General features: G+C 59.7%; 23 protein-coding genes. 17 read left to right on the plus strand and 6 right to left on the minus strand.

What is annotated here, in order from left to right:
- Positions 1-18 precede the first annotated feature (18 nt).
- The 4 genes from ACZ5C3_RS13500 to ACZ5C3_RS13515 all read left to right on the plus strand — a co-directional run bounded on the left by ACZ5C3_RS13500 (position 19) and on the right by ACZ5C3_RS13515 (position 2,696).
- Positions 19-462: a hypothetical protein gene (locus ACZ5C3_RS13500; RefSeq protein WP_464038144.1), complete on the plus strand. Its 444-nt coding sequence runs from the start codon at positions 19-21 to the stop codon at positions 460-462.
- Between the two features lie 109 nt (positions 463-571).
- Positions 572-883 carry a helix-turn-helix domain-containing protein gene (locus ACZ5C3_RS13505; RefSeq protein WP_464038145.1) on the plus strand — a complete coding sequence of 104 codons (312 nt, stop codon included), beginning with the start codon at positions 572-574 and terminating at the stop codon, positions 881-883.
- 103 nt (positions 884-986) lie between these two features.
- A complete protein-coding gene (locus ACZ5C3_RS13510) occupies positions 987-1,805 on the plus strand; it encodes an aldo/keto reductase (RefSeq protein ID WP_464038146.1) in 819 nt (272 codons plus the stop codon).
- 39 nt (positions 1,806-1,844) lie between these two features.
- Entirely contained in the window at positions 1,845-2,696 is an 852-nt protein-coding gene (locus ACZ5C3_RS13515) for a YdcF family protein (protein ID WP_464038147.1), read from the plus strand.
- Positions 2,697-2,702: 6 nt separating this feature from the next.
- Here ACZ5C3_RS13515 and ACZ5C3_RS13520 read toward each other — a convergent pair whose 3' ends face one another.
- Together ACZ5C3_RS13520 and ACZ5C3_RS13525 are read right to left on the minus strand one after the other, a co-directional pair.
- Positions 2,703-2,978: a DUF3253 domain-containing protein gene (locus ACZ5C3_RS13520; protein WP_464038148.1), complete on the minus strand. Its 276-nt coding sequence runs from the start codon at positions 2,976-2,978 to the stop codon at positions 2,703-2,705.
- A 59-nt stretch (positions 2,979-3,037) separates the two neighbouring features.
- On the minus strand, positions 3,038-3,712 hold the full coding sequence (locus tag ACZ5C3_RS13525; protein ID WP_464044785.1) for a DUF599 domain-containing protein: 675 nt from the start codon (positions 3,710-3,712) through the stop codon (positions 3,038-3,040).
- Between the two features lie 126 nt (positions 3,713-3,838).
- On the opposite strand from ACZ5C3_RS13525, the gene ACZ5C3_RS13530 reads away from it, so the two are divergent.
- The 5 genes from ACZ5C3_RS13530 to ACZ5C3_RS13550 all read left to right on the plus strand — a co-directional run bounded on the left by ACZ5C3_RS13530 (position 3,839) and on the right by ACZ5C3_RS13550 (position 7,028).
- The gene (locus tag ACZ5C3_RS13530) at positions 3,839-4,495 is read left to right on the plus strand and encodes a glutathione S-transferase family protein (RefSeq protein ID WP_464038149.1); all 657 of its coding nucleotides are present in this window, start codon (positions 3,839-3,841) and stop codon (positions 4,493-4,495) included.
- Between the two features lie 95 nt (positions 4,496-4,590).
- Positions 4,591-4,956, plus strand: coding sequence for a YidB family protein (locus tag ACZ5C3_RS13535; protein ID WP_464038150.1), 366 nt, complete (start codon positions 4,591-4,593; stop codon positions 4,954-4,956).
- 261 nt (positions 4,957-5,217) lie between these two features.
- Positions 5,218-5,421, plus strand: coding sequence for a hypothetical protein (locus tag ACZ5C3_RS13540; RefSeq protein WP_464038334.1), 204 nt, complete (start codon positions 5,218-5,220; stop codon positions 5,419-5,421).
- Positions 5,422-5,481: 60 nt separating this feature from the next.
- On the plus strand, positions 5,482-6,543 hold the full coding sequence (locus ACZ5C3_RS13545) for a hypothetical protein (RefSeq protein WP_464038151.1): 1,062 nt from the start codon (positions 5,482-5,484) through the stop codon (positions 6,541-6,543).
- 47 nt (positions 6,544-6,590) lie between these two features.
- Positions 6,591-7,028, plus strand: a complete 438-nt coding sequence (locus ACZ5C3_RS13550) for a DUF1489 family protein (RefSeq protein WP_464038152.1) — start codon at positions 6,591-6,593, stop codon at positions 7,026-7,028.
- 21 nt (positions 7,029-7,049) lie between these two features.
- On the opposite strand, the gene panC is transcribed toward ACZ5C3_RS13550, so the two are convergent.
- Entirely contained in the window at positions 7,050-7,904 is an 855-nt protein-coding gene (panC, locus tag ACZ5C3_RS13555) for a pantoate--beta-alanine ligase (RefSeq protein ID WP_464038153.1), read from the minus strand.
- A gap of 198 nt (positions 7,905-8,102) precedes the next feature.
- Here panC and ACZ5C3_RS13560 point away from each other — a divergent pair, with 198 nt between their 5' ends.
- The 4 genes from ACZ5C3_RS13560 to ACZ5C3_RS13575 all read left to right on the plus strand — a co-directional run bounded on the left by ACZ5C3_RS13560 (position 8,103) and on the right by ACZ5C3_RS13575 (position 11,386).
- A complete protein-coding gene (locus ACZ5C3_RS13560; RefSeq protein WP_464038154.1) occupies positions 8,103-9,023 on the plus strand; it encodes a division plane positioning ATPase MipZ in 921 nt (306 codons plus the stop codon).
- A gap of 395 nt (positions 9,024-9,418) precedes the next feature.
- Entirely contained in the window at positions 9,419-10,267 is an 849-nt protein-coding gene (locus ACZ5C3_RS13565) for an alpha/beta fold hydrolase (RefSeq protein ID WP_464038155.1), read from the plus strand.
- Positions 10,268-10,485: 218 nt separating this feature from the next.
- Entirely contained in the window at positions 10,486-10,665 is a 180-nt protein-coding gene (locus ACZ5C3_RS13570) for a hypothetical protein (protein ID WP_464038484.1), read from the plus strand.
- A gap of 211 nt (positions 10,666-10,876) precedes the next feature.
- Complete coding sequence (locus tag ACZ5C3_RS13575; RefSeq protein ID WP_464038156.1) at positions 10,877-11,386, plus strand: GrpB family protein; 510 nt, start codon at positions 10,877-10,879, stop codon at positions 11,384-11,386.
- 5 nt (positions 11,387-11,391) lie between these two features.
- Here ACZ5C3_RS13575 and ACZ5C3_RS13580 read toward each other — a convergent pair whose 3' ends face one another.
- Entirely contained in the window at positions 11,392-12,693 is a 1,302-nt protein-coding gene (locus tag ACZ5C3_RS13580) for a hemolysin family protein (RefSeq protein ID WP_464044753.1), read from the minus strand.
- A 175-nt stretch (positions 12,694-12,868) separates the two neighbouring features.
- Between ACZ5C3_RS13580 and ACZ5C3_RS13585 the strand changes: the two genes are divergently transcribed.
- The 3 genes from ACZ5C3_RS13585 (at position 12,869) to ACZ5C3_RS13595 (ending at position 16,796) form a co-directional block, all read left to right on the plus strand.
- Positions 12,869-13,606: a vWA domain-containing protein gene (locus ACZ5C3_RS13585; RefSeq protein ID WP_464038157.1), complete on the plus strand. Its 738-nt coding sequence runs from the start codon at positions 12,869-12,871 to the stop codon at positions 13,604-13,606.
- Between the two features lie 138 nt (positions 13,607-13,744).
- On the plus strand, positions 13,745-14,479 hold the full coding sequence (locus tag ACZ5C3_RS13590; RefSeq protein WP_464044754.1) for a DnaJ domain-containing protein: 735 nt from the start codon (positions 13,745-13,747) through the stop codon (positions 14,477-14,479).
- Between the two features lie 652 nt (positions 14,480-15,131).
- Complete coding sequence (locus ACZ5C3_RS13595; RefSeq protein WP_464038158.1) at positions 15,132-16,796, plus strand: phospholipase C; 1,665 nt, start codon at positions 15,132-15,134, stop codon at positions 16,794-16,796.
- Positions 16,797-17,035: 239 nt separating this feature from the next.
- Here ACZ5C3_RS13595 and ACZ5C3_RS13600 read toward each other — a convergent pair whose 3' ends face one another.
- Entirely contained in the window at positions 17,036-19,060 is a 2,025-nt protein-coding gene (locus ACZ5C3_RS13600; protein ID WP_464038159.1) for a serine hydrolase, read from the minus strand.
- A gap of 398 nt (positions 19,061-19,458) precedes the next feature.
- Here ACZ5C3_RS13600 and ACZ5C3_RS13605 point away from each other — a divergent pair, with 398 nt between their 5' ends.
- Positions 19,459-19,800 (plus strand): phasin family protein, encoded by a 342-nt coding sequence (locus tag ACZ5C3_RS13605; protein WP_464038160.1) that lies wholly within the window; start codon positions 19,459-19,461, stop codon positions 19,798-19,800.
- A gap of 91 nt (positions 19,801-19,891) precedes the next feature.
- Here ACZ5C3_RS13605 and ACZ5C3_RS13610 read toward each other — a convergent pair whose 3' ends face one another.
- Positions 19,892-21,295 carry a TadE/TadG family type IV pilus assembly protein gene (locus tag ACZ5C3_RS13610; RefSeq protein ID WP_464038161.1) on the minus strand — a complete coding sequence of 468 codons (1,404 nt, stop codon included), beginning with the start codon at positions 21,293-21,295 and terminating at the stop codon, positions 19,892-19,894.
- Positions 21,296-21,578 lie beyond the last annotated feature (283 nt).

Consider the following 21,578-nt stretch of genomic DNA (forward strand, 5'->3'; position numbering starts at 1 on the left):
CTCACGTCAGGCGTTGAGATGCAGACTTCCGGCTCTGAGACTCCGGGCTCTGAAACTTCAGTTGCGCGGTCAACGCGGCGCGCTCGTGAATCCGATACCACCGAAACCGGCGTCTCGGTCTCAGGGCTTGTCTCACCGCTCGCGGCGAAGCTCGCCTCGATCGAAGCTGCTTGCCCCGGCACTCATGCGATTTCGGGTATTCGCCACACCCGCATCGCAGGCTCCCGGCGCATGTCGCTTCACGCGCAAGGCAAGGCCGTCGACGTTCGCGGCCCGTATGGCTGCATCTACGCAGAACTGAAGGGCTGGACCGGTGGTTACTCGACGGATGCCGGGCGCGTGCAGCACATCCACATCTCCTACGACGATGCAGGGGGACGGGAGATGGGCCTGCGCTTCGCCCATGGAGGCGGCCGGCGTCATCATCACGCTTTCCGCAGCGCTTACGCGCGCATGCGATAAGTAGGCTAGCGTTGTCCGGAGAATTTTGAATTCTCCGGACAATTCGCCGCGCTTTCTTAAGTCTTCATTTACCACGTGTCGTCGACCCTTACGGACTGGGGAGATGACCATGCAGCGATTGCGTTTGAAGGCGGACGGCCGGATCGTTCAACTGATCGACGGACGTGAGGCACCGTTGGTGCCGGATACTGGCATCGCGATTCCGGAAGAGATGTCGGCAACGCCGCCGGTGCGCGATTTGCGCCTCCGGGCAAAGCTGACCCAAGCCGAGTTCGCAGCGCGCCTCAGTGTCCCGCTCGAAACGATCAGAAACTGGGAGCAAGGCAAGCGTTCGCCGCGCGGACCGGCACGGGCGTTGCTGGCAGTCATTGCCCATGCGCCTGACACTGTGTTCGAGGCTCTTGCGCCGCGCCGAGGCTAAATGGTCGCCGTTTCGAACATCGGAGGGTTGCTTGGCAATGTCCTTTACGCAGGTCATGATGCCAGGGTGACTCTCCCGGTTTAATTCCGCCACAGGACCCATGATGGAATTCGTTGAAGCAAATGGCGCGCGCATTCCTGCGATTGGACTTGGCACGTGGGAGTTGAGCGGACGGACCTGCGCGCGGGTCGTTGAGCAGGCGCTTCGTCTTGGCTATCGCCATATCGATACCGCGCAGATGTACGACAATGAACGCGAAGTGGGTGAGGGCGTCCGTGCGTCCGGCGTCAGCCGTTCGGACGTTTTCGTCACGACGAAAGTCTGGACGACACATTTCGCCCCCAATGATCTTTTGCGTTCGACCAAGGAGAGCTTGGCGCGGCTGCGGATGACCGAGGTCGATCTGCTGCTGCTGCACTGGCCTAATCCTCAAGTGCCGCTGGAAGAGACGCTCAGTGGGCTTGCGCAAGCCAAGAAGCTCGGTCTCGCCCGCAACATCGGTGTCTCGAACTTTACGGTCGCGCTGATCGAGCAGGCTGTTGCGATTTCGTCCGAGCCGCTGGTCTGTGATCAGGTCGAGTATCATCCGTATCTCGACCAGTCGAAGGTTCTTGCCGCCTGCGCATCGAATGGGATGGCGCTGGTTGCCTATAGTCCGATCGCGAAGGGCCGGGTGAAGAATTCCGAAGCGCTCAATCGCATCGGCGGTTTCTATCGCAAGACTCCCGCGCAGGTCACCTTGCGCTGGCTGATCCAGCAGAATGTCGTTGCGATCCCGCGCACGTCGCGCATCGAGCGGCTGTCCGAAAACATCAACATCTTCGACTTCGAACTGACTGATGAGGAGATGGATGAAATCTCCACCATGGGTACGCGAGAAGGCCGCATCGTCGATTACGGCTTTGCGCCGAAATGGGATTGATCCGGTGCCGCTGATCGAGCATGCAGGCTTGCGGAGCTCATGATTTTTATTCTCTCCAAAATTGTGAATTTCTTCGCGCTGCCATCGAACGCGCTGATGGTGATCTCCGTGCTCGGTCTAGCGCTGCTGATCATGACGCCATTCCGGCGGACAGCGACATGGCTTCTCGCGGTCGGCCTCAGCCTGTATCTGCTGCTCGGATTGTCGCCGGCATCGAACTGGCTGGTGCTGCCATTAACGGAGCGCTTTCCGGCATGGAAGCCGGATGGCCGCGCCCCTGATGGCATTATTGTGCTTGGCGGCGCCATCAATGCCGAGGCGACAGTCGCGCGCAGCTCGCTTGAAGTGGACCAATCCGCCGAGCGCATCCTGGCGATGCTGGAACTGGCGCGGCAATATCCGTCCGCACGTATCGTTTTCACCGGCGGAAGCGGAAACCTGATTGCGCGCTCCGTGCCCGAAGCACCCATCGCAGGACAACTGCTGGAAGATTTCGGAGTGGCGAAGGACCGGATCATCCTGGAGAGTGAATCCAGGACCACAGCCGAGAATGCGGAATTTACCAAGCGGCTGGTGTCACCGAAGCCAGGCGAGCGCTGGCTGCTCGTGACATCCGCGTTTCATATGCCGCGATCGATCGGATCATTCCGCAAAGTCGGTTTTGAGGTCGAAGCCTATCCGGTGGACTGGCGCTCGCAGGGATGGACCGAAGCATTCGACCCGCCTGACAAAATGAGCGGAGGTTTGGCCCGCGCTGACTCCGCGATCCACGAATGGACCGGGTTGATCGGTTACTGGCTGGCGGGGCTCAGCAGCGAACTGTTTCCCGGTCCGCGTGTGACAACCGGATGCAAGGATACCAACGCTGGAGAGGGCTGTAAGCGCGATTGATCGCGATCAATCGTGCCGGGGCAGACCGAGCCGATACACGCCGCGAAAATCCGTCGGATCGACCGGTTTTCCTTTGCGATAAATTACGAGGCGTCCGGCCTGGGCGAGAGTGACGGCCGTGCTACGGATCGGAACCAGCAGGTCGTGCCAATCGCCATCGATTGCAATGGCGTTGGCGATTTCCGGCGCGCTGAGGGTTTTGACGCCGGGACGTGCCAGCACATCCAGAATGGCGTCGTCGAGCGATTTGGTCTCGGGCGAATTCGAATCGGAGGCGTTCATGCCCATGCCATGACGCATTCACGACGGCGCGGCAAGGAAACTTCCGTTATCGCGCCATGTTACCGTGCCATGGCGCGATAGGAGTCAGAGTCGAACTGTCTGCGCCATATGACGATGACCACCGCCAGTGTCGTCGCGAACAGCACCCACGGACTGATAAACCAGCCGAGATATCCGAGTGCGAAAAAGAACGCGCGCTGGCCGCGGTTGAAGTGGCGGCCTGCGGACTGGAACAGCCGCGTCGTGCGCATGACATGCGCCTGCGCTTCCGGTGTGTCTTTTCTGTCCGATGGAGGCGTGGCGCCGAGCAGGATCGCGACGTAGTTGAACAGGCGATATGCCCAGGCGAACTTAAAGAACGCGTAGACGAAAATCAGGATCAGCCCGACCGACTTCAATTCCCACAGGGCCTCAGAACTGCGAAGGCCGAACGGCAAGGTCGTCAGAACCGACATGGCCTGGTCGGTCGAGCGCAGCAAGGTCAATCCGCCACCGATCGCGAACAGACTTGTGGAGGCAAAGAACGCCGTGCCGTTCTGCAGCGAGCCCATGATTTGTGTATCGACCATGCGGACCTCGCGGTCGAGCATCCGCCGCATCCAGACCTCGCGATAGATGTTCATGCGTGCATTGAGACTATCGCGGCCATGGGGCATGCGCTCGAGGGTGATCGCGTACACCGCCCAGCAAAGAACGAAGAAACCGATCGCGAAGATGTCGGGGAGGGTGAACAGGTTCACGATGGAAATCCTTAGAGGGCTTTGTCGCCGATGCTGCCACGCGGTCATCGGCGCGGCAACGCTGGTTGCACGGGCGCGGCTCGCCATGTCAACATGTTCCCACAAACGGAGTTTTGATCGATGGCTTTGACGCTCGTGATTGGCAACAAGAATTATTCGTCTTGGTCGATGCGGCCGTGGATGGCGTTGAAAGCCTTCGGTATTCCGTTCAACGAAATTCTCGTTCCGCTTTACACGGGCGACGCCGACAAGCGCCGCATCTTGGGCTTTACGCAATCCGGCAAAGTGCCAGCACTGATCGACGGCGACATCACGGTCTGGGACTCGCTCGCCATCATTGAATATCTCGCCGAGCGGTTTCCTGACGCGCATATCTGGCCGCAGGATCGCGCCAGCCGTGCGCATGCGCGGTCCGTCTCGGCGGAAATGCATTCCGGCTTCATGGCGCTGCGCAACGAATGCGGGATGAATCTTCACCGGCAGATTGGTGCGAAGCCGCTTTCGGACGATGCGAAGGCCAATATTACGCGTATCCAGCAACTCTGGACGGATTGCCGCGAGCGTCATACGGGCGAGGGACCGTATCTCTTTGGAGCGTTCAGCGGGGCTGACGCGATGTACGCGCCGGTGGTTCATCGCTTTCATACCTACGCCATAGAAGTGACACCTCCGGTTCGCGAATACATGAACACCATGCAGGCCAATACTGCTTTCAAGGAGTGGACCGAGGCGGGCCTTGCCGAAACGCTCGTCATTGAAAGGTTTGAGGTCGAATAGCTGCTCGCGGAAATTTGCTTAGCCGTTCGCTTGACCCGGACCGAACTTCTGAACCACCACACTAGCGATATCGAATTTCGATCCGGGGACTGCACATGGGAATTCTTGATACGTTGACCAGCATGATGGCTTCGAAAGCGGCTGGCGAGATTGAGGCTGCCGTCATTCCGGTTGTCTTGAGCGAAGTGCTTGGCAATGGCGGGCAGGGTGGATTGTCGACGATTGTCGCCAAGCTTGAGCAGGCCGGCTTCGGAGAGCAGGTCAAATCCTGGGTCGGAACGGGCCAGAACCTGCCAATCAGTGCCCAGCAGCTGCAAGAGGTTCTCGGCAGTGATACGGTCAAACAACTGGCCGGACGTTTTGGCATCCCAGTGGACCAGCTTTCGACGGTTCTCGCGCAGGTTCTGCCGAACGCGGTGGACCAGGCGAGCCCGGCCGGCACGTTGCCGCACACGGCATAACAACTCTTACCCAAGTCCCTGACTTTGCTCGGAGAACGCCCGAAACCTGGAACTTGCGGATTGCACCCGGCTGGACCCTGCTTTGCCCCCGGCGCAGCCCGCAAAAATCGATCTATCGCATTGGGAAATATGAAGAAATTTGCCGGTTTGGTGGAGCGATTTGTCTGGCCAAAAGCCGATCCCGCGTGCTATACGCCTGCCGGGCGTTCAAACGGCCAACGCCGGGGACACGGCAGGCCACCAAATGCGCGTTATCGCGTGATGGAGCAGGTGTTGAAGCACAAATACGGCGTTGGAGAGACTGTCTATTTCACGGCAAGCAATGTGGCACGACCAGCCGCAAGCGGTATGTATGAGGTTATTCGCCTCCTGCCGACGGATGGTGATGATTGCCAGTACCGGATCAAAAGCTCCACGGAAGCTTTCGAGCGCGTTGCCAAAGAAAGTCAGCTCGCTCAGACGTAACCGCCTTTGGCGACGTGAGCAGCGCAAGTGCGGTCTGGTTCGTCTTGAGGGAGACCACATATGAACCAGGCATTGCCTTCAACAATCGACCAGTTGTGGCATTCGCCGAGCCTCCCGATGTGGCTGACGGTTGCGGCGGCGGGTTTCTTTGCCATCGTCCTCCTGGTGACGTTGTTTCGCGCTGAACGATCAGTCGCCAACGGTGCGCTGACCGTCATCACGTTGCTCGCGATTGGTATCGCCGTCACGACCATGATGCGTGCGTCGGGCGACAGTTCTGCGCGTCAGGCTGCTGATCTCGGATCATCGGTTCGGTCGGCAGCAGGGCTGCCGGCTCTGTCGTGCCTTGATGGTCTGGCCGGCGAAAGTGTCGAGAACGCCTGCGAGAAGGCGTTGTTTGCTTCCGCCGATACTGCCGCTGCCGCAGTGTCCTATACCGCCACTCAGGTAACGAAACTCGCAAGCTTTGGAAGTGTCGCGGCTGCGGACAAGGTCATGACACCTGAGCTCAATGCGCTTCGGCGTACGGTCGAGCGTGATCGCTTCGGGCTTGTGGCGCATGTCCTCACCACGCGCGAAGGTTGCTCGCTCTCGGCGCCTTGTCCCTTCTTTCAGTCGCTGACCAATTCCGCGCAGATCTCCTCGAACATGAGCGACACTGTGTATGACGGGATCGTTGAGCGGCACACGGCTGCATGGTCGGCGCCGTCGCCGCTCGCCACCGGGTCTACACCGGGCGCGCCGTTGGCCGCGCTGGGAACCGTGCCGCCGCCGGGACGGCCGGTCTCGGGTGATTTTCCGAGCGCTGCATCCATTCCGCCGGTCAGTATCATGAGCCCGGAACCATCTGGGCAGGGCTCGCAATCGGCGCCGCGTTCAGCGGAAAAGCCGGAGAAAGAAAAGGAAAAGGTGGAGACCGTTGTGTCAACGCCTGCGCGGCCTTCATCTTCACCCGGTGCAACCTTGATCCCGCCGCCTGCACCTACACCAGCGCCTGCTGCGAAGTCGCCGCCGGCGGCTGCAAAGAAGGCCGCGCCTGCAACGCCGAAATCGCGTGCACAAGCACCCGCGCAGACCCCTGTACAGCTTGCGCCAGCGCCCGAGCAGAGCGAAGATAATTAAGCTTCCAACTCCCTGAGACGTGTGACGCGTCTCTCCGATCATCAGATATGCCGCTTCACCTCATCAAGCTCAGCGTCGGTGCGACCTCCGTCAAGGATTTGAAGGACTGGATCGCCGAGCGCGTTCGTCAGGCCAAGGCAAAAGGACAGCCAGGTCGCCATATCCACGTCACGCGCATGACTCCGAAACGTGAAGAGGAATTGCTTGACGGCGGATCAATCTACTGGGTGATCAAGGGCGAAATCGCAGCGCGCGAGAAGCTCGTCGGCATTGAACCCTTCCGCGACAGTGAAGGCATCGGACGATGCCGCCTGATCATGGAGCCGAAGCTGATCCCGGTGTCGCCGCGGCCGATGCGCCCCTTCCAGGGCTGGCGCTACCTGAATGCGAAGGACGCGCCACCTGACCTCGGCAAGGCTGCGGAGGGCGTTGCCGCGATGCCGGAGCCGATGCGCCGCGAATTGCGCGAGCTTGGTCTGCTCTGAGTTTCGAGCTTTTTAGATCTCTCAAGCCTTGATGTTGTCGATCAGACGGGTGGTGCCGAGTTTGGCCGCCACCAGCAGCCGGACGGGGCCGTCATCCATGGTTGAAGCCGGCGCCAGTGTTTCCGCATGCCGGGCTTCGAGATAGTCGACCCCCGCGAAACCGGCCTCCTTGATCGCGGCCACACCATCCGCCAACGCGCTCTTGAAGTCGTCGCCCGCCTGCAGGCGCTTCGCAGTTGTTTTGAGCGTCCGGAACAGCACTGGCGCGACGCGGCGTTCATCCGGCGACAGGTAGACGTTTCGCGACGACATCGCGAGGCCGTCGCGCTCGCGGATGATTGCGCCACCGACGATCCTGACGCCGAGATCGAGATCACGCGCCATGCGCGTGACGACCTTGAGCTGCTGAAAGTCCTTCTCACCGAAGAACGCCATATCCGGCCGAACCTGTGTGAACAGCTTGGCCACGACGGTTGCGACGCCGCCAAAGAAGTGGGGACGGAAGCGATCTTCCAGTCCGGCGAGGGCAGGGCCCTCGGGCGCAATCCTGGTGGCGAAGCCATCCGGGTACATGGCCTTCACATCGGGATTCCAGACGAGGTCGACGCCTTCCGCTGTAAGCTTTGCGATATCGGCCTTCCACGTCCGCGGGTAGGAGCCGAGGTCTTCATGCGCCGCAAACTGGGTTGGATTCACGAAGATCGAAACCACAACCTTTTTGGCGCGGCGCTTTGCCAGGCGCACCAGCGACACATGGCCGTCATGGAGCGCGCCCATGGTCGGGACAAGGCCGACCGTGGCGCTGCGCTTGCCGAGGTCAGCCCGGGCGCGATGAAGGGATGAAAGCGTGCGGGCAATGATGGGGGCTTGGGGCATTCGTCTCGCGCGATGATGGCTGGAGCAATTGATCGGTGGGCGCCGACCATAACAAAGGTCGCAGCATGAGGCCATTGGTCTGCCCCGCGTTTTGCAAACACGCAACATATGCCGGCTAGTTCACGCTGAACCAAATCGATCAAAGCATTTCGCTTGATTCTTTTGAGTCTGATTGAAAGTATTGCGCGGGGGACGTTGATGCTGCTGCAGGCTAGCCAAGGACAATCAGGTTCGGCGCACGTCGTTGTCCTTGGCAACGAGAAGGGCGGCTCGGGCAAATCCACCACCGCGCTTCACATCGCAGTGGCTCTCCTGAAGGCTGGACAGCGCGTCGCGACGATCGATCTCGACTCCCGGCAGAAGAGCTTCACCCGCTATCTCGACAATCGCCGCGCCTGGGCCAAGCGCACAGGCATCGACCTCGAACTGCCGCATCACTGTTGCGTCGCCTTAGGCAACAGCATGCAGATCGAGGACAACGAAGTGTCCGAATTCGGACAGTTCTCCGCGGCCATCAGTGCGGTGGAGAAAACCTGCGACTTCATCGTCATCGATACACCGGGGACCGACAATTACCTGATGCGGCTGGCGCACTCGATGGCTGACACGCTGGTGACTCCGCTGAACGATAGCTTTCTCGACTTCGACGTGCTGGGCGCAATCGATCCGACCACGTACGCGGTGATCGGCGAAAGCCATTACGCCACGATGGTGAGGGCGGCCCGCAAGCAGCGCCGCGACCTCGATGGTGTCACCACCGACTGGATCGTGGTGCGAAACCGGTTGTCGATGCTGGGCTCGCGTAACAAGCAACTCATCGCAGAGGGGCTCGATCAGTTATCGTTTCGTCTTGGCTTCCGCCCCACCGATGGCTTTGCCGAGCGGGTGGTTTACCGCGAGTTCTTCCCACGCGGGCTGACGGCCCTGGACGACCTGAACGAGGCGACCCTGGGTGCTCGCCCCAGCATGTCCCATGTCACCGCCCGTGAGGAAGTGACCGCCTTGCTGCGCCACCTGAAGTTGCCGATCGACGAGCGGGGACGGCGGCGGGCTGCCAACCGGGCCGAATGGTTCGCTCAGATCGACCAGCCGCTCGAGATGCACGATTTGATCGCATAAAGTTTTCGAGCGAAGTCACACCTAGACCTAGTGGTCCGATTTAAACGTTCGCGTTCCGTCTCGGCAAGCTAGGCTTCGGCTCTGAGCCGAAGCTATGGGCATCAGAAGCCTGCCCAAAAGGCACATCCGGAAAAGTTCCCGGCGAAACCAAGGATTTTTCACCAAAAACCGGGGACCTCCAGGGATTTTGCAGGGTTGTTCCTAGGTCCAAAATTGGCACGGTTGCTGCATTGCACATGCGACAATGGTGTTACGGCAACATTGCCTCGATTTTAGGTGCTTTTGTCACGGGAACGTTACGAACTATATGGACAAGAGCGACGGATTCTAAAACACTCTGTGGGGCGAGGCTGGGTTCCATTTCCAGCCAAGCCCTTAGACCCCGCGGGGACGATATGAAGCGTGGATTGATCATTCTGCTCGGCTTGTTTGCGGTGGCGACTGTCGCCTACTTCACCGCAAGTAAATGGGCTATTCGTCACGAGACGATCAGCTTCTACGATGAAACGCGCGGGCGTCCGATCGACGTCGCGATCGCTGTTCGTCGCGACAAGGAGATGAAAGCAAACGCTGGCATGGGTGCGCTGCCGGTTGCGATCATCAATCACGGTAACACCGTGAAGTTCACCGAATACTCGTTCCTCGCCAACGTGCTCGCTGCGCGTGGCTACCTGGCAGTCAGTATCCAGCACGATCTCGCATCCGATGCGCCGCTGGTGACGAAGGTCGGCGAGCTCTATGTCGGCCGTTTGCCGGTGTACGAACGCGGTGTGGCTAATATCGAATTCACCATTGCGAAGATGAAGAAGATCGAGCCGAACGCGGACTACGATCATCTCACGATGGTCGGCCATTCCAATGGCGGTGACATCTCGATGTATTTCGCCAAGCTCCACCCGGAGAACGTGAAGAAGATCGTCACGCTCGATAATCTGCGCGTGCCGTTCATGACGGAAGGCAAGTTCAAGATCCTGTCGTTCCGCTCAAAGGACCCTGTGTTCAAGGCTGATCCTGGCGTAGTGCCGGATGACGATATCTGCGAGCAGGCCGGCATTACGGTGGTCAAGACGGGCTTCCAGCACGTCGACATGAGCGACCGTGGTCCTGACAACGTGAAGACGTCGATCCAGGAAACGCTTGATAAATTCCTCGCGGACGACAGCAAGCTGGGACCGGTTGATACGCGTAAGATCGTCGTGCCGAAGCCGGGCCCTGTTGCCCAGGTCGCGCCACCGATCAATTAGCGCTGCGATTAATTCGTTAAGAACGTCGTGGCATTTATAGCGGCCCGTCCTTCCAAGACGGGCCGCTTTTTTGTCCAGGGTTCTTGTTCATGTCTCTTGTCCAAGTCTCTTAATAATTCTGACGAGCGCGTGATCACACAAAATTGTGCTTGATCCCGCCACATTCCATTGCTGGCATGTCTTGCCGGATACGCACATTCCTACTCGTGAGGTGAGTGATGACCAGCTTCTCTTCTTCGTCTCCCAATCTCGCCCCTTCGATGGAAGATCAATCAAGGCTCGCGATCAGCGACGATGAGTGCATGGTGCGGTTGGCGCGCGCAGTGGAGCAGCACGATGACCGCCGGCTTGAGGAGGTCGCGCAGCTGATTGGAAGGCTGGCCGTCACAATTGAGTAGTGCGGATCACGCCTGGGCGCGCGGCTAGGACGTGGACTCATTAGCGCTTGGCGCGACCTGATTGGGACAAGTTGGACGAAGCCGAGGTCGTTGGCGGCAAGCCTGTCGTCGCGCGTCGCGATCCGACGGCATTGCTCGAAGAATCGTTCCATGGAGAGCCGCCGACGCGCCGGTACTTTTCCGGGGTCTGTATCTTGGCTAACCTTTACAGATGCCGCTCACCAGTCCGATACGGCCTTACGATCCGAAGTGGCCTGAAGAATACGCGAATGCGGAGACGCGCCTGCGACCTATTTTCGGGCCAGCTTTGGTGAGCATCTATCACGTTGGAAGCACTGCTGTACCCGAGCTCGCTGCGAAAGGCGAAATCGACATGCTTGCGGTCATCGATTCCACCGGCGCAGTCGAAGATTGGAGCGGGCCGTTAGAGGCGCTGGGCTATCGACGTGGAGGCGATTTGTCTCAGGGCCATCATTTCTTCAAGCGGGATGTCCCTGGTGTCCGCACACACAAGCTTCACATCTGCCGGGATGGCCACGCACAAATCACCAGGATTCTGCGTTTTCGAGACCATCTGCGACGGCACCCTGCGGATCGCATGAGATACCAGGAACTCAAGCTAAGGCTGGAATTGGAGAATACCGGTGGAATTCAAGAGTATCTCGCCGCCAAAAATCCGTTCATCAGTGCAATTCTGAGCGAAGCGAAAATCTGCGATTGAGCGTCCTAGGCCGCGCGCCTCGGTGCTTTGATCCTGCTTGCCATCAGCTTGTCGATGCGGCGGCCGTCGAGGTCGACGACTTCGATGCGCCAGCCTTGATAGTCGAAGCTGTCACCCACGGCGGGGATGGAGCCGAAATGCTGGAGCGTAAAGCCGGCGAGGGTGTGGTACCCCCGCGCGTCAGGGATCTGAATGGAGAGCAAGTCGCCAAATTCATCGACCGGCATCCATCCTGACAACAGATACGATCCGTCCTGACGGCGCACGGCAGCCGGTTCTGCAGGGCCTTCCTCGGTGTGGAAGCTGCCGACGATGGATTCCAGGATGTCTGCCGTCGTCACGACGCCTTCGAAGCTTCCGTACTCGTCGTGGACAAGGCCCATGTGCACGGGGGAGTGTTTCAGGATCGCCAGCACATCACGCGCGTCCGCCGACATCGGGATGACGGGCGCTTCGCGAATGAGGCTTTTGATGTCGGGATCTCCGCCGGAGAGATACGCATCAAGCAGGTCCTTCGCCTGGATGATGCCGAGCAGACGATCGCGATCTTCTTCGTAAACCGGAAGGCGTGAATGCGGGTTCTTCCGGAATGTCTCACGGACGGTCTCTGGCGGATCAGCAAGATCGATCATGTTGACTTCGTGTCGTGGCGTCATCACCGCGCCGACAGGCCGATCGCCGAGGCGCAGAACACCGGCAATCATTTCCTTTTCGCCGGGCTCCAGAACGCCGGCGTTTTCGGCTTCCAAAATCAGGCTGCGGATTTCGTCTTCCGAGACCTTGTCATTGGTGTCGCCATGCTGGCCGAGCAAAGCGAGCAATGCCTTGCCCGAGAGATCAAGCAGCCAGACGACCGGCGAAGAGATCTTCGCCATAACAGTCATGGCCGGTGCAACGCGCACCGCAATGGCTTCCGGGTCACGCAAGGCAATCTGTTTCGGCACCAGCTCGCCGATGATCAAGGATCCATAGGTGATTGCAGTGACCACGATGCCGACCCCGATCGCATCGGCTAGCCCTGGCGAGACGCCAAGATCAAGAAGCCATTGGGTGAGGCGCTGGCCGAGCGTTGCGCCGGAGACCGCACCTGACAAAACGCCGATCAGCGTGATGCCGACTTGAACCGTGGAGAGAAACTTCCCGGGATCAGAGGCAAGCGCCAAGGCACGGCGTGAGCCGGTGACTTTCTTCTCGACCAGGACAGCAAGGCGCGCCGGACGGGAGGAGACAATTGCCAATTCGGACATTGCCAAGAGGCCATTGATGACGATCAGAACAATGACCGTCGCAATTTCGAAGGCTAACATGGCGTTGTCGTTCAACTCCGGGATCCGTTATTGGACCTAAGTATATATAGGTCAAAAGGACTGGATGGCATGGGCATTCGGCTCGGAAACGGCCAATTTAGCTCGATTTTCCGGACTGCTCCTGTTTCCCTCTCACGCAACTCCCCACATTTACTGAGGTTCTAAGAGAGTTTCGATGACACGCGACCCGACTATCCCGAAATCTGGCACTGGCTACGCGGGCGCGACGCCGGCCGAGGTCAAGTCGTCCGCCTCCGACATCGCGGCCTTTGTCGCAAAGGCGCGGTCGGTGGCGCACACCCAGACCCATACCGGGCGGCTGATTTTCGCGCTCGATGCGACCATGAGCCGCCAGCCGACATGGGATATGGCCTGCCAGCTCCAGGCAGACATGTTTCAGGAGGCAGGCCGCGTCGGCGGGCTTCACGTACGGCTGGTTTATTTCCGTGGCATGAACGAATGCCGCGCCAGCCCCTGGATATCCGACACCGCACGTCTCTCCAGGCTCATGAGCACGATCCAGTGCCAGGGAGGGCATACCCAACTCAGCCGCGTGTTGTCCGATGCCCGGCGGGAAGCGGTGGCATCGGGTGTGCGGGCTGTCGTCTTTGTCGGCGACGCGATGGAAGAGCAATTGGATGGGCTATGCGCCACCGCGGGCGAGCTGGGTTTGCTCAAGGTGCCATGCTTCATGTTTCAGGAAGGGCTCGATCCGACAGCAGAGACCGCCTTCCGCGAGATCGCGCGGCTGACGGGAGGCGCGTGGTGCCGGTTCGATATGGGCTCGGCGGCGCAATTGCGCGAGCTGCTGCGCGCTGTGGCGGCCTACGCTTCAGGTGGTCGCGACGCTCTGATGAAGCTCGCGAGAAACACTTCGGGCGCGGCGATGCTGCTTGAGCAGATGAAGAGCTAAACGCGAGGTCGATACGCGGCAAAAATTCGCAGATACCCGCGCTTACCAAAGCACGCTAGACTCATACATCAACTTGGCGCCGGTAACCGGTGCTGTCGTGTGCGACCATCGGAAACGATGGTCAGTTAAGAGAATTCCATGCCCACCCTGATCGCAGGTATCGTCGCCGTAGCGCTGCTCTATACGGCCCTCAACGTCGTCAAGGGGGCCGATCCGAAGTGGCTGGCCAGGATCATCAGGAGCGGTGGTGGCGTGCTTGCGCTCGCGACTGCGGCGTTCGTGGGAGCGAAGGGCGAGCTCGCTGTTGCTATACCGCTCGCCGTGTTCGGTGCAGGTTTGCTGGGCTGGTCGCCGTTCGGCGCACAGCTTGGCTCCGCCTGGGGCAATTACGGCCCCAAGGCGTGGAAATCACAGGGGCAAAAATCCCAGGTACGATCCCAGTTTATAGAAATGACTCTCGACCATGACACCGGAGCGCTTGACGGGCGAATTATTGCCGGCCCCGAAGCGGGGCGTGTACTGGACGAATTCACGCTTGACCAACTCATCACGCTGGCGAGGAGCTTTGACGCGGAGAGCTGGTCCCTTCTGGAAGGTTATCTGGACCGCCGGTTTCCCGCCTGGCGTGAGAACGCGCAAGGCGCAGGGGCAGGCGGGAATGGCAGCGAGGATCGCCGCGCGACGCCGAGCGGCAAAATGACGGCGGACGAAGCTTATCAGATCCTTGGCCTGAAGCCCGGCGCGGGGCGCGAGGACATCAGCCGCGCTCACCGCGGGCTCATGAAGAAACTTCATCCCGACCAAGGGGGCTCGACGTATCTCGCCGCCCGCGTGAACGAGGCCAAGGACACTCTTCTTCGCAATCATCGCTGACTCCAGCACGCAACATCATCACGCCACTCACTGCGAGCGGCCGCTCCGTCTCTGTGCTGAAGTCCCCCTGTGGGCGCCCACCGTTGCCCGGTGTGATCGGTTCCACGGTTAAGTTTTTAGAGACCAAATCTTGAAAAATGGTTTTCAACGAAACTTTGAAGCGGCGTCTTTTGCGGCCGATGGCCGCATCACGCGTCAATATCCGTCAGCTGTGCTGTCGTTGTTGACACTTCTTCGCCATCACGGTTCGAAGTCCATGTGGCGAAGCGTGCGCGAGACGGTCTCGGTCAACGAATCAGCATCACCTCAACAGCGCCGCGCGCGGCATCGAGGCGGTCCGGAGAGCGGCGGCTTAGGCGGCGAGTGTTGTCGGAGGAGGGCCACCTCGGCCATCCACGGTAAGGCTTGGTCTCGTGTGGCGGTTCAGAAGCCCGCATCATGACCGCGGCGGTGATCAACCGCCCGGATTAGCCATCGCGCGCGATGTGGAGGCGATAACCGCCTCGTTTTATATCGTGACCCGACTAAAATACTGCGCTTTCACCTGGAAAAGCGCGCCCCGAAGTGGTTTGAAGTAAAACAGACACATGGCCGTCATTGACGCTGCCTATCTGTCCCGGCGCTCCACAAACTCCTTTCGCTCTGGGACAAAATGAAAAATCTGAAGCTCAAATCCGTTTTGCTTTCTACTGCAGCGTTCCTCGCTGTTGCGGCGACTGTCACGACCATCGGTCCAGTCGCCGCCCAGAACACGAACACCGTGACCGCCGCCGTCGACGCATTGCCGACGAAAACCCCGATCAAGCACCTCGTCGTGATCTTCAACGAGAACGTGTCGTTCGATCACTACTTCGGCACTTATCCGCACGCCTCGAACGTGGACGGCGAGCCAGCTTTCGTGGCCGCCAAAAATACCCCGGTCGCCATCAACAATTATGTGAGCCACCCGACACTGCTCACCAACAATCCAAATCTGAACCCGCTGAACGGCGCTGGTGCGTCCAATCCGTTCCGCCTCGACCGCTCGCAAGCCAAGACCGCCGACCAGTCCCACGGCGCTGGTGCCGAGCAGAAAGCCTATGACGCCGGCAAGGCCGACCTGTTCCCGCTGAACACCGGCAAGGGCACCGCCGGCAGCGCAGGCACATTCGGCACCACCGGTCAGGTGATGGGCTATTACGACGGCAACACCGTCACCGCCTACTGGAATTACGCTCAGAACTTCGCCATGAGCGATAACGCCTATAGCGACCAGTTCGGTCCGTCGTCACCCGGCGCGGTCAACATGTTCTCTGGTAACACCAATGGTTTCGTTAAGGTCATCGGCAGCAGCGGCCTGCTCGCCGACGGTGAGAATGGTTTCACGCTGACCGGCGACACCGATCCCGCCGGCGACGCCTGCTCGAGCACGACCGCGACGGTCAAGTCGACGGCGCACAACATCGGCGACCTCTTGAACGCCGCGAATGTGCCGTGGGGTTCGTTCGTCGGCGGCTTCAACCTGCAGACCGTCAACGCTAACGGCACCACCGGTTGTAAGCGCAGCACCCGTAGCCCGGTGGTCGGCACCCAGGCCGACTACATTCCGCACCACATCTGGTTCCAGTACTTCGATTCCACGGCCAATCCGAGCCACGCTCGTCCGGCCTCGGTGCAGTCGATCGGGCTCACCAACAGCGCCGGCACCAACACGAAGGATCCAGCCAACCATGCCTATGACCTCGACGATTTCTTCACGGCGGTCGGGCAGGGCAATTATCCGGCGGTCTCCTTCATCAAGCTGCTTGCCGTGCAGGACGGTCACCCAGGCAACTCCAGTCCGCTTGACGAGCAGACCGGCGTTGTCCAGCTGATCAATTTCCTGCAGCAGCAGGGCGAGTGGGAATCCACCGCTGTGATCATCGCTTATGACGACTCCGACGGCTGGTACGACCATCAGATGGCGCAAATCACGCACGGTTCGTTTTCTTCGTCAGACGCGCTGAACGGCACCGGCAATTGCGGGACCCCTGGCCTCACTCCCGTCCCGAGCGGCGTCACGGGCCTGCCGGTCAAAGGCCGCTGCGGCCCGGGCACCCGCCAGCCGTTCTTGGTGATCTCTCCTTACGCCAAGCAGAACTACGTCAGCCATGTGCAGATCTCGCAGGCTTCGATCCCGCAATTCATCGAAGACAATTGGGTGAACGGCCGACGTCTCGGCGGCGGCTCCTTCGATGCTACGACTGGCTCGATCGCGGACATGTTCGACTTCCATACGAGCAATTCTCGGAAGCTGATCCTCGATCCGAGCCTCGGCACCGTGGCAACGACGAACTAAGTAAGATCAATCGCACCATCGTGTGATTCCGCGGCGTCGGCCTTATGGGCCGGCGCCGTTTTCGCGTGCCATCCACGAGTGTCCCGTTGAGTGCTGCTTTTGGATTTGAAGTTCTTCGCCGAGCCTGTGGCTTCACGCGGATGAACCCGCGGCACTCGTGTGGATGAGATTCAGAAGTCCGCTGCAAGAACTCGCAGGAAGAATCGGGTGAACTTCTGAACCGCGACACTAGATCGTCATTAGTTCCTGATGGCGATGCAGGAAATTTCTGAGCGCTTCAGCGAGCGGCATGCGGCTTCAGCTGAATTCTGGTCGAGACCAGCAAAGCGTGCGCGATAGAACGTCTTGCTGCCCTTTGAGACAGTCTCGGTAAACGAATCAGCCTCGTTCAACAGCTTGCTGGCGCCGCGCGCGGCATCGAGGCGCTGGCGGGCTTCGCCTTCTGTGTCGAGGGCGCCGACCTGGATGATCCAGCCGCTACGCACGGCCGGCTTGGCGGGCGTGGCAAGGCTTGGTTGAGCTGCACGCACAGGCTGCGGCTGCTGAGCGGGCTGCAGGGAAGCCTGCTGCTGAAGCGGTTGTTGTTGCGGGATCGAGGAGGTCTGGAGAGCTGCGGCTTGAGCGCCGAGTGTCGTCGGAGGAGCGCCGCGTGCGGGATCCGTCGAAGCCGCCGGATTGGACGGCTGAACAGGAGCGCCGATCACGACCTGACCGATTCCGTTGTTGGTGGTTGGCGGAGCAGGCATCGGAGCAGGGAATTCGGTGCGCGACTGAGCGGAGGCGACAGCCCAAGGCTCGGAGCGAACTGGCTCGGAGCGGACTTCGGTTTTGGTCTCGGCCTTTGCTTCCATTCGGGCGTCGGTCTTGGCAGCAGCTGCGCGGAGTAGAGCGGCCCGTGCGGCCTCGGCCATGTCAGGCTTGCTGGGCGCCGGTGCGGGATTGGTTGCGACAGGCGCCGGCACTGGCGCATTTGGCGCGGCCGATGCGACTTTGGTTTGTCCCATGCGCACCTGAACGGTCTTGACGCGAACGGGTGTCATCGGCTCGGCCGAGCCCGGAATTGTACCAAATGACTGGGCGGAGATGACGCCGCTGGTCAGCGGAGCAGGAGCGGGCTTGTCGTCTTGAGCTTGAACTTGAGGAGCAGCCACAGGCTTGGCGGATTGAACAGGCGCGCGTGGGCTCGGCAATGGAACGGGATCCGAGGCTACTGCCGCTAGCTGCATGCCGCTCTGGGCTTGAGGCGCCGGAGCGGGACGTGCTGCTAGCGTATCGGTCTTGACGTCATCGTCGTCGTTCTCGGCGTCATTGCTGCGCGCATCAGCAATCTGCACCTCGCTCACGCTGCCGCGTTCGGAGATGGCGGCAACGGTGCGGCGGGTGGACGCTTCGTCAAGATGTTCGGCGAGCAAATTGCGCATGATGGCGTCACGCGATCCGCCGCTGCGGCCTCCCATCACGACGCCGACGAGGAAACGATTGCCGCGCTTCATGGATGTCACGAGGTTGAAGCCCGAGGCGCGCGTGTAACCGGTCTTGATGCCGTCGACACCCTCAACCTGCCCGAGCAGGTGATTGTGATTGCGAATGACCTTGCCACGGTAGGCGAATGAGGCCGTGGAGAAGTAGCGATAGTATTTGGGGAAGCGATCCTGGATGGCGCGGCCAAGTGTGGATTGATCCCGCGCGGTGGTGACCTGATCATCGTCCGGAAGACCGGAAGCGTTCTTGTACACGGTCTTGCTCATGCCAAGCGCGCGCGCCTTGCGCGTCATCATCTTGGCGAACTCATCTTCGCTGCCGCCGAGGGTTTCTGCGATGACGACGGCGGCGTCGTTGGCGGAGCGGGTGACGAGACCCTTGATGGCATCCTCGACGCGAATGGTCTGCCCAGGGCGTAGGCCGAGTTTTGTCGGTGCCTGTTCGGACGCATGTTCCGAAACGTCCATCGGCGAGTCGAGTTTGATCCTGCCGCTATCGAGGCGCTCGAACAGCAAGTAGAGCGTCATGATCTTGGTGAGCGAAGCGGGGTGGCGCAGGCCGTCGGCGCTGGTGCCCTGCAGCGTGGCGCCCGAATTGGCGTCGACGATGATCGAGGAGAAGGCCGGGCTGTAGCTCGAAACGGCAGCGCGATAATGGCCCCGATGGCGGCGGCGCGCATCGGCTGTATCGGTGGTGGCCATGATGGCCACAGAGATCGTGGCGACGCCGAGCAGGCACAGGCGAAGCGTGCGTGATGACGCCGACGATTTGACCCCAAGCATAGATTTCCCCGTCCGATTCCCTGTGTATTCGCCCCGTTCTGAGGCCAAATTTGGTCCGACCTGGCCCGAATTTCGCGGCAAAGACGGCCCATACGAGATTGTCGCTCGGTGCTTTATCGCAGCGTTCTTTTGCGATGCGGCTAAGGCTTTGGAGCTACGTTGCTTTTCACGCTCCTTTCGAGAACGCGAACCAGCATAAGGAATCAAAGTAGGTCGGCCCGGTTTCCAAAAAGTTAAGTAACCCTTTCGGGAACCTGTGAGATTTGTTTCAGAATTAAATCAGTTGTGCGACGCACAAGATTCTTGACGGTTATTGTGCGCTGCACTATGTTGAGGGCGTGGTTAGGGAGCCGGGGAATCCCCCGGCAGGTCAGTTCATCAAGTCCGGAGGAAATACTGTGGTTAAAGTTGAAGAGCTTCAGCAGTACGGCAAAGAGCAGTTCGATGCCGCTATGGCTTCTGCCAATACCTTCTCGAGCGGCTTTCAGGCCATCGCGACCGCCTACAGCGACTACACCAAGAAGTCGTTCGAAGACACCAAGTCCTTTGTCGAGAAGCTTTCGAGCGTGAAGTCGTTCGACAAAGCTCTCGAAGCGCAGTCGGAATATGCGAAGTCCGCTTACGACACTTTCGTCGCGGAATCGCAGAAGATCGGCGAGCTATACAGCGACCTGGCCAAGCAGGCTTACAAGCCTTTCGAAGGCCTCGTCTCAAAGCTGAACCCGACGGCCACTCACTAATTACAATCTGAAAATTCGTTCGACGGCTCTCTAGCCAAAGAACAAAAGCCCGGCCTTGCGGCCGGGCTTTTTTGTAGCGTGGGTAGGGCGATTACTGAGCGACGCGCAATTTGGACAGTGAAGCGCCGATCGCACTGAACGCGGTATTGATGCCCGCAGCTGTCGTCGTCGAGAAATACGTGTCGGTACTGCTGGCGCAGTAGGACATCACGGGAGAGGTGTTGTCGTTCGCCGTGTTCACCTGAATTGTGTAGATGGTGTACATCGGCTGGTTCGTTTTCGGGTCCGTCGGCGCTTTGATGTTGTCGCAAAGCTTTTTCTGCCGGGCGTCGATCTGAGAGACGTAGTTCGAACTGAGGGACTGATCGTAATAGCGGTCTTGGGTGTTGTCGCCGTCCGACAGCAGGATAATGACTCTGCGATACTTGAAGTTTGAATCTTCCGCAGGCGAGTTGAGCGGTGATTGTTGCAGCAATGATTGCCAGCCCCACGCCAAGCCGATCGCCTGGTTCGTGTTTCCTGTTGGGTTCATGGCATCGATTTTTGACGACAACTGCGACCAGTCGTAGCTCATCGGCATCAACTGTGCCGGACACGCGGAATAGTTCTCCGCCGGAAATTGCGTTGCGCGATCAGTCGCGGCCGTAGCCGTTGCTTTGCTGGTATTTGGCGCTGTGCTCATGGTGTCGTAGTCCATGTCGCGATCGGAGACACACCCCGTCCAGCCGCTGGAGTTGGTTTTCGACCAACTGCTGTTGCTGATTTTGTTGCAATCGGCCTGAGTCATGAAGCCCTGGGTAACAGTCGATTTTTTGACGGTGGAGGTGCATGTGCCGAGATCCCAGCGCAGCCACTTCGCACTCACGTTGGAAGGCCCAACGTTCACGTCTTTCGCAAACGGGACGATCGAGACGTAGATATCGCCATCCTTGGATGCGGCCTGTTGCAATTGTGTGAGCAGGCTTTTCGCTGCGGTCTTAAGCGCACTCATTTTGTTCGCGCTTGACATCGATCCGGTGTTGTCCAGGACGAGCGCTACGCGCAGCTTCGTCGTGCCCCAGACCGTCGTGGAGCTCGCGCCGAAATCAAGCGTGTTATAGCCGGCCATGTACATGAAGTCGGTGGGCATCTCGCCGGAACCGCTCATGGTCAAGGTTGAACCGGCTGTGGTGCTGGCAGTGTAGGTGACCTTCACCGAGATATTCTGCGCGGCGGGATCCGTGTAAAGCGCTTTGAAATAGGCTTCGCCTTTGGTTTGCATGTCCGCTTGCGAAAGGCCGTTAACGTCCTTTGAGAGCATCAGTGCCGCCGAATCCAGCGCTTCCTGCATGGCGGTCCGTGCGGTGTTGGCGCGTGTGTAATCGACGGCGGCACCGACAAACAGCAACAGCGGGACGAGCGAGAAAGCAAAGATCACTGCGACGTTGCCGCTTCTGGCGCTGCGGAAATTCGCAGCGCGTCGCAGGGCCCAATTGAAAAACGATGCATCACTCATAGTGTCACCGGACAGATGTGGTTGTGCCTCATGGCTAATCGGGAGGCATGAAGAGGTCGTAAAATACGGTGATGAAACATGGGGTAACCCCCGGCGAAGGCGCCGCGCGGGGCGGGTGATGCGGTTTCATCGTAAAGAAGAGGTTGAGGTGATCCCGTTAATTGTCTCAATTCCCGGCGGCATGCTGTCGGGTAAGTCGCGGGAATGGCAGGACGGCAATCTGTAAGGCACGGGCTTTTGCAAGGGGAAGGGTGCCCGAATGTCGCATGGCAGGCGCGCGGCG

The organism is Afipia dichlorophenoxyacetatis, assembly GCF_055386385.1.